This is a genomic window from Pseudomonas fluorescens (genome assembly GCF_900636825.1).
In the GTDB taxonomy this organism is placed as follows: domain Bacteria; phylum Pseudomonadota; class Gammaproteobacteria; order Pseudomonadales; family Pseudomonadaceae; genus Aquipseudomonas; species Aquipseudomonas fluorescens_BG.
Genome location: NZ_LR134318.1, coordinates 5118938 through 5131809, shown reverse-complemented (window position 1 = coordinate 5131809; position 12872 = coordinate 5118938). Strand labels below are relative to the sequence as shown.

The following is a 12872-nucleotide window of genomic DNA, read 5'->3' as shown; positions in this document are numbered from 1 at the left end:
TGGCTCTTAACCATTCATGCTCTGAAAATGCGCGAGCATCCGCTGTGCATCCGGCGCTACGCCACTGAATAATTCAAATGCCTTCACCGCCTGGAACACTGCCATGTTGCCGCCGTCCAGCGTCCGGCAACCCAATGCCCGCGCGTTACGCAACAGCTCGGTTTCCAGCGGAAAGTACACAATCTCCGCCACCCACAACTCCTTGCGCAACAACTCGACCGGCACCGGCATCCCCGGTAGTTTGGCCATGCCCATTGGTGTGGTGTTGACCAGCCCATCAGCCTGATTCATGGCGCCCGGCAAATCCCGCCCGGCCATTGCGCGGCCATGACCGAAATGCTGATTGAGATTGTTTGCCAGACTCTCAGCGCGCTCGCGGTCGACATCGAAAATCGTCAATTGCCGTACGCCTTCGCTCAACAACGCGTGGGCCACTGCCGCGCCTGCGCCGCCGGCGCCCATCTGGACCACGCGCTCGCGGGCTGCATCCTTCAGGCCACGGCGAAAACCTTCGGCAAAACCCAGGCAGTCGGTGTTGTGGCCGACGCGTTTGCCGTCCTTCAATACCACGGTGTTCACCGCGCCGATGCCTTCGGCTTCCGGTGACAGTTCATCGAGCAGCGGAATGATTGCCTGTTTGCATGGGAACGTGATGTTCAGGCCGGTGTAGTTCATCCGCTCCGCGGCCAGTAGCAGATCGGGCAGGGCGGTGGGGTCCAGCTTCAGTTGATCGAGATCGATCAATCGATACAGGTAACGCATGCCCTGGGCATCGCCTTCGTGTTCATGCAGCGCCGGCGTGCGTGAAGCCTGGATGCCAGCGCCGATCAGCCCGGCGAGTATTACTTTGGAGCGAGCCATACGAATCACCCCTTCAGCCGCTGCGCAAAATGTTCCAGTGCGAGGCGATAGCCATGGCTGCCGAACCCGCACATCACTGCCGTGGCAATCGCCGAGACAAACGAGTGATGACGGAAGGCCTCGCGGGCGTGGACGTTGGACAGGTGCACTTCGATCACCGGCAACTCACTGGCCACCAGCGCATCACGAATCGCCACCGACGTGTGCGTCCACGCCGCCGGATTGATCACGATGCCGGCGCAACGACCGCGTGCGGCGTGGATCCAGTCGAGCAGTTCGCCTTCGTGGTTGGTCTGGCGAAACTCTACCGCCAGGCCGAATTCCTCGGCAGCGCGACCGCACAACGCAGAAATATCGGCCAGGGTTTCGTGACCATAAGTCGCCGGCTCGCGGGTGCCGAGCAGGTTCAGGTTCGGGCCGTTGAGCACCAGAACGATAGGGGGCATGAGGGGTAACTCCACTTATTGTTTTTGGCTTTGGCCGAGTGTTTCAGCCTGTGGAGATAAAATGTACTAGATGGTTACCATGGTCAATTGAACAAAAATGGCGCGGGCGTTTTATGTTCGGTAATCGCACAGAGTAAAAGATCGCAGCCTGCGGCAGCTCCTACATGAGAATGCGTTTCCCTGTAGGAGCTGCCGCAGGTTCGGGCCGCGTTCGGACGATCTATTCGAGCACCCACAAAAAAGCCGTCAATCGCGACGGCTTTTTCGTATCGGAGCTATGCACTCATCGCCGGCTCAGCAACACACCCGATTCCATGTGATGGGTCCACGGAAACTGATCGAACAACGCGCACTTCGTGATGCGGTGCGTGTCGTGCAATTGGGCGATGTTCGCCGCGAGGGTTTCCGGATTGCAGGAAATGTAGAGGATATTGTCGAAGCGGCGGGTCAGCTCGCAGGTGTCGGGATCCATGCCCGCGCGTGGCGGGTCGACGAAAACGCTGCCGAATTCGTAGCTCTTCAGGTCGATGCCTTGCAGGCGACGGAACGGGCGCACTTCGTTGAGCGCTTCGGTCAGCTCTTCGGCCGACAAACATACCAGCGTGACGTTATCCACCGCGTTTTCGCTGAGGTTGCTCAATGCCGCGTTGACCGAGGTCTTGCTGATTTCGGTGGCCAGCACTTTGCGCACGCGGGTAGCGAGGGGCAGGGTGAAGTTGCCGTTGCCGCAATACAGCTCAAGCAGATCATCGCTGCGATCGCCCAGCGCTTCGTACGCCCAGTTCAACATCTTCTGGTTCACCGTGCCGTTCGGCTGGGTGAATGCGCCTTCCGGCTGGCGATAGCTGAATGTGCGACCGCCGACTTCGAGCTTCTCAACCACGTAATCGAGACCGAGTACTTCGCGCTTGCCCTTCGAGCGACCGATGATGCTGACGCCGAGGTCCGCTGCCAGTTTCGCAGCCGCTGCATGCCAGTGCTCGTCCAGCGGCCGGTGATAGCACAGGGTGATCATGGCGTCGCCCGACAATGTGGTCAGGAATTCGACTTGAAACAGCTTGTGGCTCAGCGCCGAACTGGCCTGCCATGCCGCCTTCAGCTGCGGCATCAATTGATTGATGCGCAGGCTGGCGATCGGAAATTCTTCGATCAGAATCGGCGTGCGCTTGTCATCCTGAGCGAACATCGCGTAATGCCGATCGCCGCCCTCGCGCCACAGGCGGAATTCGGCACGCAGACGGAAGTTCTGCAGCGGCGAGTCGAATACGCTCGGCTGCGGTGCATCGAACGGCGCCAGCAGATCACGCAAGCGCGTGACCTTGGCTTCGAGTTGCTCGGCGTAAGCCTGGGAATCGAAAGTCATGCGTTGAACCAACCCAACTTGATCACAAACAGAATCGACAGAATCACCAGTGCCGGGTTCAGCTCACGGGCGCGGCCGGACAGCAGCTTGATGGCGGTCCAGGCAATGAAGCCGAACGCGATGCCGTTGGCGATCGAATACGTGAATGGCATCGCCAGTGTGGTTACCACGACCGGCGCGGCGACGGTGATGTCGTCCCAGTCTATTTCCGCCAGGCCCGACGTCATCAACACCGCGACGAACAGCAATGCGGGCGCGGTGGCGAACGCCGGAACGCTGGCCGCCAGTGGCGAGAAAAACAACGCCAGCAGGAACAGGATGGCCACGACAATTGCCGTCAGACCGGTACGGCCGCCGGCACTGACGCCAGCAGCGGATTCGATGTAGCTGGTGGTGGTCGAGGTGCCCAGCAGCGAACCGGCCATGGCTGCGGTGCTGTCGGCAATCAATGCGCGGCCCATTTTCGGCATGTGGCCATCCTTGCCCATCAGCCCGGCGCGCTTGGCAACGCCAATCAGGGTGCCGGAATTGTCGAACAGGTCGACGAACAGGAAAGCGAAAATCACACTCACCAGACCGATGTCGAGCGCACCTTTAATATCGAGCTGCATGAAGGTCGGGGCCAGCGAAGGTGGCATCGAGGTAATGCCGCCGAACGGGGTGAAACCCAAGGCAATGGAAATGATGGTCACCGCCAGAATGCCGATCAGCACCGCGCCGCGTACTTTCAAGGCTTCCAGCGCGACGATCAGCGCGAAACCAAGTGTGGCGAGAATAGGTGCCGGCGCTTTCAGGTCGCCGAGGCCGACCATGGTCGCCGGGTTGCTCACCACGATCCCGGCATTGTGCAAGGCGATCAGCGCGAGAAACAGACCGATACCGGCAGCAATCGCCGAGCGCAGCGGTAGCGGGATGCTGTTGATGATCCATTCACGAATGCGGAAGATCGACAGCAGGAAAAAGCACACCGCCGAAATAAACACCGCACCCAGCGCCACTTGCCAGGTGTGGCCCATGTGCAGCACCACGGTGTAGGTGAAAAAGGCGTTCAAACCCATGCCGGGCGCGAGGGCAATCGGGTAGTTGGCGATCAGTCCCATGATCGTTGAGCCGATCGCGGCAGCCAGACAGGTCGCGACAAACACTGCGCCCTTGTCCATGCCGGTCTCACCGAGAATGCTCGGGTTGACGAACAGAATGTAGGCCATGGCCAAAAACGTCGTGACGCCCGCGAGAATTTCGGTGCGCACGTTGGTGTTGTGTGCCTTGAGTTGAAACAGCCTTTCCAGCATGTCTGCTCCCCGTGGCGCGCGTGGCGCCGTGAATGTATCGACCTCAACAGCAAAGCACAGACCGTCGCAAGCGCCTGGAAAATTGTCGTGGGTCGGAAAAAGCCGCGCATCATACCAGCCGCGTGAGGAATTTGGCGGATGTTGGTATCGATCGTCGGCGAAGTTTTGCGCCAGCGCCAACTGCGCCATACTGCGCGCTGATTTTTCGGAGTGGGCACGCATGCGCAACGGTGGGATGAAAGTTTTCGGATTGATCGCAGCGTCGATGGCGGCGCTCCCTGCGTTGGCGGCGTCGGCGCCGCCGTTGACTCAAGTGAAGGTCATCAAAGTGCAGTCGCCGTCCTGCGGCCTGGAAGACATCGCCGATAACCAGCCGCAAACCCAGTGCAATCACAGTGGACCGAGCATCAGGGTCTATGTGCTGGAAGTCGGCTATGGCCAGAACCAGCCGCGCGCAGCCCTGGATGGCTTCGAAGTGAATGGCACTCGAGCGCCGGTGTGTGCGTTTGATAACGGCAATCTCACCGAATGCACGCCTGGCAGCAAAACCGTCGGGTCTCTTTATACCTTCGATCTGGCGGGCAAGCAGGAAGGTACTTTCAGCTTCAGCAACACTTCGATGACCGCCCCGCGCAATACGCTTTCGACGCAGCTTTACATCAAGTAACGGCTGGCGCTGCGCGATTCGGGTGAAGCTGACTACGCTTGAAGTATCACTCAGCGGAAAACGCCCATGACCTCTAGAGCCCTGATTACCCTCGCCGAGGGCATCGATGACTTGCAAAGCGTGACCCTGATCGACGTGCTGCGCCGCGCCGGCATTGAGGTCGTCGCCGCCAGCATCGAAGGCCGCCGCATGCTCACTTGCGCCCGCGGCACGCGTTTGACCGCCGACGGCATGCTGGTCGACGTGCTGGCGCAGGCCTTCGACCTGATCGTGCTGCCCGGCGGCGCCGTCGGTTCACAACACCTGGCGGCGCACCAGCCGCTGCAACAACTGCTCAAGGATCAAGCCAGCGCCGGGCGTCTGTTCGCTGGCATCGCCGAATCCCCGGCAATCGCCCTGCAAGCGTCGGGCGTCTTGCGCCAACGGCGCATGACCTGCCTGCCCAGCGCCAGCCACCAATTGTCCGGCTGTACGTTTGTCGATCAACCGGTGGTAATCGATGGCAACTGCATCACTGCCCAAGGCTCGGGCGCAGCGTTGGATTTTGCCTTGACCCTGGTCGAGCAACTTGGCGGGAAGGCGTTGCGGACACGAATGGCGGGAGAGCTGTATTCGTGACGAGTTTCAGACCTTCTCTTCCACCGGCACATGCATCCGATCCCGATTCGCGAGGGTCGGGAACAATTTGATCCACGTTCCGGTTACGACCAGCGTGCCAATTCCGCCCATGACCACTGCTGGCACGGTGCCGAACCAGTGCGCAGTGACGCCGGATTCGAATTCGCCCAGCTGGTTCGAGGCGCCGATGAACAGGCCGTTCACGGCGCTGACCCGGCCGCGCATTTCGTCTGGAGTTTCCAGTTGTACGAAGGACGCGCGGATGACCATGCTGATCATGTCCGCCGCACCGAGGACCACCAGCACCGCCAGCGAGAACCAGAACGAGGTCGACAGACCGAACGCGATGGTAGCGACGCCGAAGATGCCGACGGCCGTAAACATCACTCGGCCGACGTTGCGTTCAACGGCGAAACGGGCGAGAAACAGTGACATTAATAATGCTCCGACGGCCGGCGCCGAGCGCAACAGCCCCAGTCCCCATGGGCCAGTGAGCAGAATATCCTTGGCAAACACCGGCAGCAGCGCCGTGGCGCCGCCGAGCAGCACTGCAAACAGGTCCAGCGAAATCGCCCCGAGAATGTCCGGGCGGCTGCGGATGAAGCGAATCCCGGCGAGCAGCGAGTCCAGCGTGGCTTTGCCTTTGTTCAGCGGCGTTTGACGCGCAGGCAGGTTGAGCATCAGCGTGCAGGCGATCACATAAAGGAGCACTGTCGGGCCGTAAACCCAGACGCTGCCAAATGCATAGAGCAAGCCGCCGAGCGCCGGAGCGACGATGGTTGCTGACTGCTGCGCTGATTGCGCGGCGGCGACGGCACGCGGAAACAGCGCGCTGGGAACGATGCTTGGCAACAATGCCTGAGTGGTCGGCATTTCGAATGAACGCGCCGCGCCGAGCAGGAACGCGAGGATGAAAATCATCTCGCGGGTGACGTGGTCGGTGGCGCTGCCGATCGCCAGGGCCAGTGCGATCAACGCCTGCAGCGATTGGCAGATCGCCGCGACTCGGCGCCGGTCATAGCGGTCGGCGACGTGTCCGGTGTGCAGCATGAACAGCACACGTGGCGCGAACTCCACCAGACCCACCAGCCCCAGATCGAGAACGTTGCCGGTCAGTTGGTAGAGATTCCAGCCAATCGCCACGGTGAGCATCTGGAATCCGCTGGCGGTAAAGATTCGGGCCATCCAGAACGCGAGGAAGGGGCGGTGGTGACGTAACAGCAGGGGCTCTTGATTGGGCATCTGAAGGCAGGTCTTGGGCGAGGAAACCGGAAGATTATCACCAGTCTGTAACAGGAAATTGCTATGACAAAAATTTCAGTCAGCCAGGCAACGATCCATGCGCGTCTCAATACTGTGGCGAGGGAGCTTGCTCCCGCTGGAGTGCGAAGCGCTCCCCGCTTGACCGAGGCGGGAGGTTTTAAAACGACTCCTCCGTCTAGCGGGAGCAAGCTCCCTCGCCACAGGGACGTGCGCCACAGCGCTCTTTGAGCTATGAGGCAACTTGTCACGCGGCAAACGACCACGCAGTTCATCGGTAAAAATGGGACTACTCTTTCAACGTTGCTTGATCCAGATCAAAGCCTTTACCGGAACTGATCTGACGGCCATTTGGCCAGACTCCCTGCGTTGCGATGGTTGTAAAAAAAGAACGAATCCGAATTCGCCGCACTCCATATCCGTGGGGGCAGTGGTGCAGGCCTCCGGGTCCGCCACCCGTATTACCTGACAGAGGAAGCCATATGTTCGGTTTAGAGGCTCTCGATCTCGCCCGAATTCAGTTCGCGTTCACTATCTCGTTCCACATCCTGTTCCCGGCCATTACCATCGGCCTGGCGAGTTACCTGGCGGTACTCGAAGGCCTGTGGCTGAAAACCCGTAACGACACCTACCGTGACCTCTATCATTTCTGGTCGAAGATCTTTGCCGTCAACTTCGGCATGGGCGTGGTATCCGGCTTGGTCATGGCGTATCAGTTCGGTACCAACTGGAGCCGTTTCTCCGACTTCGCCGGCGCTGTCACCGGGCCGCTGCTGACCTATGAAGTGCTCACAGCGTTCTTCCTCGAGGCCGGTTTCCTTGGCGTGATGCTGTTCGGCTGGAACAAGGTCGGACGCGGTCTGCATTTCTTTTCCACGGTGATGGTGGCGATCGGTACGCTGATTTCGACTTTCTGGATTCTCGCCTCCAACAGCTGGATGCAGACGCCACAGGGCTTCGAAATCGTTAACGGTCAGGTGATTCCTACTGATTGGCTGGCGATCATCTTCAACCCGTCGTTCCCGTATCGGCTGATGCACATGGCCACGGCCGCGTTCGTCGCGACGGCATTCTTCGTCGGCTCTTCGGCGGCGTGGCACTTGCTGCGCGGCAAAGACAACCCGGCCATCCGCACCATGCTGTCGATGGCAATGTGGATGGCGCTGATTGTCGCGCCGATCCAGGCGGTCATCGGCGACTTTCACGGTCTCAATACACTCAAGCATCAGCCGGCCAAGATCGCTGCGATTGAAGGCCATTGGGAAAACCATGGCGACGAAGCGACGCCGCTGATCCTGTTCGGCTGGCCGGACATGAAAGAAGAGCGCACCAAGTTCGCCGTGGAAATTCCGTACTTGGGCAGCCTGATCCTCACTCACTCGCTGGACAAGCAAGTGCCGGCGCTCAAGGAGTTCCCGCCTGAAGACCGGCCGAATTCGACCATCGTGTTCTGGTCCTTCCGGATCATGGTCGGCCTGGGTTTCCTGATGATCTTCACCGGTTTGTGGAGCCTGTGGCTGCGCAAGCGTGACGCGCTGTACACCTCGCGAGCGTTCCTGCACTTGGCGTTGTGGATGGGGCCGTCCGGGCTGATCGCGATTCTCGCCGGTTGGTTCACTACCGAAATCGGCCGTCAGCCTTGGGTGGTTTACGGGCTGATGCGCACCGCGGACGCGTCTTCCAACCACAGCTTCATGCAGATGAGCATCACCCTGATCATGTTCGTGGTGGTGTACTTCGCGCTGTTCGGTGCAGGGCTCGGGTACATGATGCGCCTGGTGCGCAAAGGGCCGAAGATCAGCGAAGGCACGCAAACGCCGAGCGGTGGTCCAGGCAAGAAACGTACACCGGCACGTCCGTTGTCCGCGGCCGACGATCCGGCCGAGGGCGAGCACGAAGACAACACTCGCTTGACCAAGGAGATTTAACTCATGGGTATTGATCTTCCGCTGATCTGGGCCGTGATTATCATCTTCGGCATCATGATGTATGTGGTCATGGACGGCTTCGATCTGGGGATCGGGATTCTTTTTCCGTTCGTTCCCGGCAAAGTCGACCGCGACGTGATGATGAACACCGTCGCCCCGGTCTGGGACGGCAACGAAACCTGGCTGGTGCTGGGGGGCGCGGCCTTGTTCGGTGCTTTCCCGCTGGCTTATTCGGTGGTGCTCTCGGCGTTGTACCTGCCGCTGATCTTCATGCTGATGGGCCTGATCTTTCGCGGTGTGGCCTTCGAGTTCCGCTTCAAGGCCAAGGATGAAAAACGCCACTTGTGGGACAAGGCGTTCATCGGTGGCTCGGTCGCCGCGACATTCTTTCAAGGCGTGGCGCTCGGTGCATTCATCGATGGTCTGCCGGTGGTCAACCGGCAATTTGCCGGCGGCTCACTGGACTGGCTGACGCCGTTCACGCTGTTCTGCGGCGCGGCGCTGGTGGTGGCGTACGCCTTGCTCGGCTGCACCTGGCTGATCATGAAAACCGAAGGCAAGCTGCAAGAGCAGATGCACGATCTGGCGCGGCCACTGGCCTTCGTTCTGTTGGCGGTGATCGGTGTGGTCAGTCTGTGGACGCCACTGTCCCACCCGGAAATCGCTTCGCGCTGGTTCAGCATGCCTAACCTGTTCTGGTTCATGCCGGTGCCGATTCTGGTGCTGGTGACGTTGTACGGCCTGATCCGCGCGGTGGCACGCAATGCCAACTACACGCCGTTCCTGCTGACGCTGGTGTTGATCTTCCTCGGTTACAGCGGTCTGGGTATCAGCCTGTGGCCGAACATCGTGCCGCCGTCGATTTCCATCTGGGACGCCGCTGCACCGCCGCAAAGTCAGGGCTTCATGCTGGTGGGCACGTTGTTCATCATCCCGTTCATCCTGGGCTACACCTTCTGGAGCTACTACGTGTTCCGCGGCAAGGTTACCCATGAAGACGGTTATCACTAGTCTGCTGCTGGGCTTCCCCTGGGGAAGCGAGCCTGCTCGCGAAGGCGTCCGCAATGACGCCTTGGCTTAACGGAGATTGATGTAATGACCGGCAAACATTCGCTGCACGACATTGAAGAAGCCGAAAAAAAACCGCTGTGGCAGCGGCTCGGCTGGTTGGCCTTGATCTGGGTCGGCAGTGTCGGCGTGTTGTTCATCGCCGCCAGCCTGATGCGCCTGTTCATGAACGCCGCAGGCTTGACCACCCACTGAAACCTTCCGCCCCGGCGCCTTCGGGCACGGATTTAAACCCTCCGACTGGAGGGTTTTTTATGCCCGGGATTTATTTGCGAGCCTTGAGAATGACGAATTTTGGCGTCGCCGCCACTTGCTCTACCCCGCGGAACAGCCGCGCCAGTTTGCTGTGATAGCCCAGATGGCGGTTGCCGACGATGTAAAGCGCACCGCCGACGACCAGCGCTTCGCGCGCCTGTTGAAACATGCGCCAGGCGAGAAAATCGCCGACCACTTGCTGTTGATGAAACGGTGGATTGCAGAGCACCACGTCCAGCGACTGCGGCGCTTGCCCGGCCAGACCGTCGCCAGCACGCACGACCACTTCACGGTCGCCCAGCGCGGCGCGCCAGTTTTCCTCGGCCGATTGCACCGCCATGAACGATTCGTCCACCAGTGTGTAATGGGCATCGGGGTTGCGCAGGGCGCTGGCGATCGCCAGTACGCCATTACCGCAGCCCAGATCGGCAACGCGTGCGCCACCCAGATTTGTCGGCAGATGCGGAAGGAATGCGCGGGTGCCGATGTCCAACCCTTCGCGGCAGAATACGTTGGCGTGGTTAAGCAATTCGATGGCCGGTTCGTCGAGACGATAGCGGCTCGGATAGGGCGAGACAGCGGGGGCTTTCGGCTCTGGCGTGGCGATCAACAGGCGCGCCTTCTTCACGGCCAGCGACGCCTGCACCGGACCAATGTAGCGTTCGAGCAAGTCGCCGGCGGCGCGCGGCAGGTGTTTGACCATGGCGGCGGCGATCACTTCGGCACCGGGGGCAAGTTGGCCTTGCAGGCGAATCAGTTGTTCTTCCAGTAATGCCAGGGTTTTCGGTATGCGGATCAACACGCGGTCGAAGGGGCCGACCAATGGTTCACTGGCAGGAACAGGGCGGACGGCATCGAACGCCAGGCCATTGCGCAGCAAGTTCTTTTCGAGGCCCAGAAAGCCGAGGAAAGAATCCCCGCTCGTGGTCACTTCAACCTTGCCGAACAGGCTGGCGGCCAGTGCACCAAAGCTGTCATTGAGCACCAACACCCGCGTACCCACCGCCGGTTGCTGTGCGGCGAGGTGATTGAGCAAATATTCGTCGGCTGCGTCGAAGGCTTGCAGCGGTTCGTTCTGCTGTTCTGGCTGGCGAATCAGGTCGAGTTGGGCGAAGGGCGTATCGAGCAAAGGCATGGGGCGGGAACTCAGGTGGTCAACGGGTGTTCCGCGGCCTTGGTGTCATGCGGCGGAACCCACCGAGTGCAATGCGACGCGTCTATTGCGTCATCACTCAGGCGGCCCTGAATGGTACGTTTTTTCTGTCTTCAATACCCGCAAGTTTTGTTTCGCAAAGATCATCCGGTTTAGATTATTCCGGCTCTGGCCGCGGCAATGACGGCGGAGATCTTGTTGCAGACGTTAAGTTTTTCGATCACGTTTTGTACGTGGTAATTCACGGTCCGCTCGCTCAGGCTTAGGATGCGAGAAATTTCATGGGCAGTTTTACCGCCGGCGGACAGCTGCAACACTTCAAGTTCCCGAGGCGACAGATGCGGTGCTCGGGGCTTGGCAGACCGGTTCGGCAGAGTGCGGGCGAACAGTTCACTCATGTGGCTGGTCGCATAAAACATGTAGCCATAATGCTCGTAGAGTTCGAACGGGCTGATCGGAGCGTGCTTTCTGGCAAGGCTGACGATACTGCACAAACCACTTTCCGCATGGTGAAACGACTGAGACCAGCCGTGCCGTATTTCATTTTGCTGCAAACCTTGCCAGAGGTCGGGGGATTTTGCGTATGCCGCTTCGCTCCAGACAATCGGCAGCGTCGTGTGATTACAGTGGGCGATCACTGGGTCTGTGTGCTCGTAGTGCTCGTTCTGATATTGCATATTCCAGGCTTTGGGGTAGTTATTGATGTGCAAAGCGTTGAAGCGTGTCTGCGGGTGTGACGCAGTGAGGGTGACTGAGCAGAAGTTGAAGCCGATGTTTTCGGCAAACCTCAGCAGTATGGGGAAAGCGGTGTCGATTTCCCGGGCAAAGGTCAATTGTTTCAACTGCGATTCCTTCCACTTTTCCATTGCAACCTCCATATTTTTTCAGCTGTGCGCATTGGATCCAAGACGGCACGAATCCGAGTGTAGGACGTTTCCTACTCTTGGCCTGAATTTTTTCGCTCTTTCGATGGAACTTAAACGGCTAAAAAAGTTATGAGTCGGACTGCTCGCTGATATTCATCTGATCATACGGAGGTTTGGTGTATTTGCTCTAAGCGATATTAATACATAGTGTTTTCAAAGAGCGCGCGAGCCGATTAATAACACCATTTATTGCCGGTGTTTAAAACGACACGTTTGCGCCACACTGGACGCGGCTGATTTGGAGACGCTCATGACCGACACTACCGAAAAGTTCACCCGCCAGACGCTGCTGGAGGTGCATCCATTGACCCCCCATCTGTTTACGCTACGCACCACGCGTGATCCCGGCTTCAGGTTTCGCGCCGGCCAGTTCGCACGTCTGGGGGTGAGCAAGGCTGATGGCAGCATTGTCTGGCGTGCCTATTCCATGGTGTCCTCGCCATTTGACGAGTTTCTCGAATTCTTTTCCATCGTCGTGCCGGGAGGGGAATTCACCAGCGAGCTGAGCCGTTTGCAACCCGGCGATACATTACTGGTGGAGCGCCAGGCGTTCGGCTATCTGACGCTTGATCGGTTCGTCGATGGGCGTGATCTTTGGCTGTTATCCACAGGCACCGGCGTAGCGCCATTTCTGTCGATCCTGCAGGATTTCGAAGTGTGGGAGAAATTCGAGCGGATCATTCTGGTGTACAGCGTGCGCGAAGCGCGGGAGCTGGCTTATCTGCCGCTGATTGCCGAACTGTCGCAACGTGATTATCTGGCCGAGTACGCGCATAAACTGCAGTTCATCCCGTCCGTGACCCGAGAAACGCATCCTGGCGCGTTGAATGGGCGGATTACCGACCTGATTGAAAATGGCGAATTGGAGCGAACGGCGGGGCTGCAACTGACGGCGGAACACTCGCGGGTGATGCTCTGTGGTAATCCTCAAATGATCGACGACACTCGCGCGCTGCTCAAGCAGCGGCACATGAGCCTGAGCCTGACACGCCGCCCCGGGCAGGTGGCGGTGGAAAACTACTGGTAAAAAAACGG

The 12872-nt window shown here is 59.3% G+C and carries 13 protein-coding genes; 6 read left to right on the top strand and 7 right to left on the bottom strand.

Annotation, left to right across the window (positions count from 1 at the left end; all coding sequences use genetic code 11):
• Window positions 1–6: 6 nt before the first annotated feature.
• The 4 genes from EL257_RS23385 to EL257_RS23370 form a co-directional block, all read right to left on the bottom strand.
• A complete protein-coding gene (locus EL257_RS23385; RefSeq protein ID WP_126366586.1) occupies window positions 7–861 on the bottom strand; it encodes a shikimate dehydrogenase in 855 nt (284 codons plus the stop codon).
• A gap of 5 nt (window positions 862–866) precedes the next feature.
• Window positions 867–1307: a type II 3-dehydroquinate dehydratase gene (gene aroQ / locus EL257_RS23380; RefSeq protein ID WP_126366584.1), complete on the bottom strand. Its 441-nt coding sequence runs from the start codon at window positions 1305–1307 to the stop codon at window positions 867–869.
• Window positions 1308–1590: 283 nt separating this feature from the next.
• Window positions 1591–2670 (bottom strand): tRNA (uridine(54)-C5)-methyltransferase TrmA, encoded by a 1080-nt coding sequence (gene trmA, locus EL257_RS23375; RefSeq protein WP_126366582.1) that lies wholly within the window; start codon window positions 2668–2670, stop codon window positions 1591–1593.
• Entirely contained in the window at window positions 2667–3962 is a 1296-nt protein-coding gene (locus EL257_RS23370; RefSeq protein ID WP_126366580.1) for an NCS2 family permease, read from the bottom strand. The genes trmA and EL257_RS23370 overlap by 4 nt, the downstream gene beginning before the upstream one ends.
• A 220-nt stretch (window positions 3963–4182) precedes the next feature.
• Between EL257_RS23370 and EL257_RS23365 the strand changes: the two genes are divergently transcribed.
• Together EL257_RS23365 and EL257_RS23360 are read left to right on the top strand one after the other, a co-directional pair.
• Window positions 4183–4629, top strand: a complete 447-nt coding sequence (locus EL257_RS23365) for a DUF4879 domain-containing protein (RefSeq protein WP_126366578.1) — start codon at window positions 4183–4185, stop codon at window positions 4627–4629.
• Between the two features lie 66 nt (window positions 4630–4695).
• Entirely contained in the window at window positions 4696–5247 is a 552-nt protein-coding gene (locus tag EL257_RS23360; protein ID WP_126366576.1) for a DJ-1 family glyoxalase III, read from the top strand.
• A 6-nt stretch (window positions 5248–5253) separates the two neighbouring features.
• On the opposite strand, the gene EL257_RS23355 is transcribed toward EL257_RS23360, so the two are convergent.
• Complete coding sequence (locus EL257_RS23355; protein WP_126366574.1) at window positions 5254–6489, bottom strand: MFS transporter; 1236 nt, start codon at window positions 6487–6489, stop codon at window positions 5254–5256.
• Between the two features lie 500 nt (window positions 6490–6989).
• Here EL257_RS23355 and EL257_RS23350 point away from each other — a divergent pair, with 500 nt between their 5' ends.
• The 3 genes from EL257_RS23350 (at window position 6990) to EL257_RS23340 (ending at window position 9698) form a co-directional block, all read left to right on the top strand.
• A complete protein-coding gene (locus EL257_RS23350; RefSeq protein WP_126366572.1) occupies window positions 6990–8435 on the top strand; it encodes a cytochrome ubiquinol oxidase subunit I in 1446 nt (481 codons plus the stop codon).
• A gap of 3 nt (window positions 8436–8438) precedes the next feature.
• A complete protein-coding gene (gene cydB / locus EL257_RS23345; protein ID WP_126366570.1) occupies window positions 8439–9446 on the top strand; it encodes a cytochrome d ubiquinol oxidase subunit II in 1008 nt (335 codons plus the stop codon).
• 84 nt (window positions 9447–9530) lie between these two features.
• Window positions 9531–9698 carry a DUF2474 domain-containing protein gene (locus tag EL257_RS23340; RefSeq protein WP_095048725.1) on the top strand — a complete coding sequence of 56 codons (168 nt, stop codon included), beginning with the start codon at window positions 9531–9533 and terminating at the stop codon, window positions 9696–9698.
• Between the two features lie 70 nt (window positions 9699–9768).
• Here EL257_RS23340 and EL257_RS23335 read toward each other — a convergent pair whose 3' ends face one another.
• Both EL257_RS23335 and EL257_RS23330 read right to left on the bottom strand, forming a co-directional pair.
• Window positions 9769–10893 carry a methyltransferase gene (locus EL257_RS23335; RefSeq protein WP_126366568.1) on the bottom strand — a complete coding sequence of 375 codons (1125 nt, stop codon included), beginning with the start codon at window positions 10891–10893 and terminating at the stop codon, window positions 9769–9771.
• 170 nt (window positions 10894–11063) lie between these two features.
• A complete protein-coding gene (locus tag EL257_RS23330) occupies window positions 11064–11777 on the bottom strand; it encodes an autoinducer binding domain-containing protein (protein WP_126366566.1) in 714 nt (237 codons plus the stop codon).
• A gap of 310 nt (window positions 11778–12087) precedes the next feature.
• Here EL257_RS23330 and EL257_RS23325 point away from each other — a divergent pair, with 310 nt between their 5' ends.
• Window positions 12088–12864, top strand: a complete 777-nt coding sequence (locus tag EL257_RS23325; protein WP_126366564.1) for a ferredoxin--NADP reductase — start codon at window positions 12088–12090, stop codon at window positions 12862–12864.
• Window positions 12865–12872: the final 8 nt, after the last annotated feature.

Coding starts and splice junctions, on each gene's coding strand:
- EL257_RS23385 (WP_126366586.1), bottom strand. CDS start 861: ATGGCTCGCTCCAAAGTAATACTCGCCGGGCTGATCGGCGCTGGCATC.
- aroQ (WP_126366584.1), bottom strand. CDS start 1,307: ATGCCCCCTATCGTTCTGGTGCTCAACGGCCCGAACCTGAACCTGCTC.
- trmA (WP_126366582.1), bottom strand. CDS start 2,670: ATGACTTTCGATTCCCAGGCTTACGCCGAGCAACTCGAAGCCAAGGTC.
- EL257_RS23370 (WP_126366580.1), bottom strand. CDS start 3,962: ATGCTGGAAAGGCTGTTTCAACTCAAGGCACACAACACCAACGTGCGC.
- EL257_RS23365 (WP_126366578.1), top strand. CDS start 4,183: ATGCGCAACGGTGGGATGAAAGTTTTCGGATTGATCGCAGCGTCGATG.
- EL257_RS23360 (WP_126366576.1), top strand. CDS start 4,696: ATGACCTCTAGAGCCCTGATTACCCTCGCCGAGGGCATCGATGACTTG.
- EL257_RS23355 (WP_126366574.1), bottom strand. CDS start 6,489: ATGCCCAATCAAGAGCCCCTGCTGTTACGTCACCACCGCCCCTTCCTC.
- EL257_RS23350 (WP_126366572.1), top strand. CDS start 6,990: ATGTTCGGTTTAGAGGCTCTCGATCTCGCCCGAATTCAGTTCGCGTTC.
- cydB (WP_126366570.1), top strand. CDS start 8,439: ATGGGTATTGATCTTCCGCTGATCTGGGCCGTGATTATCATCTTCGGC.
- EL257_RS23340 (WP_095048725.1), top strand. CDS start 9,531: ATGACCGGCAAACATTCGCTGCACGACATTGAAGAAGCCGAAAAAAAA.
- EL257_RS23335 (WP_126366568.1), bottom strand. CDS start 10,893: ATGCCTTTGCTCGATACGCCCTTCGCCCAACTCGACCTGATTCGCCAG.
- EL257_RS23330 (WP_126366566.1), bottom strand. CDS start 11,777: ATGGAAAAGTGGAAGGAATCGCAGTTGAAACAATTGACCTTTGCCCGG.
- EL257_RS23325 (WP_126366564.1), top strand. CDS start 12,088: ATGACCGACACTACCGAAAAGTTCACCCGCCAGACGCTGCTGGAGGTG.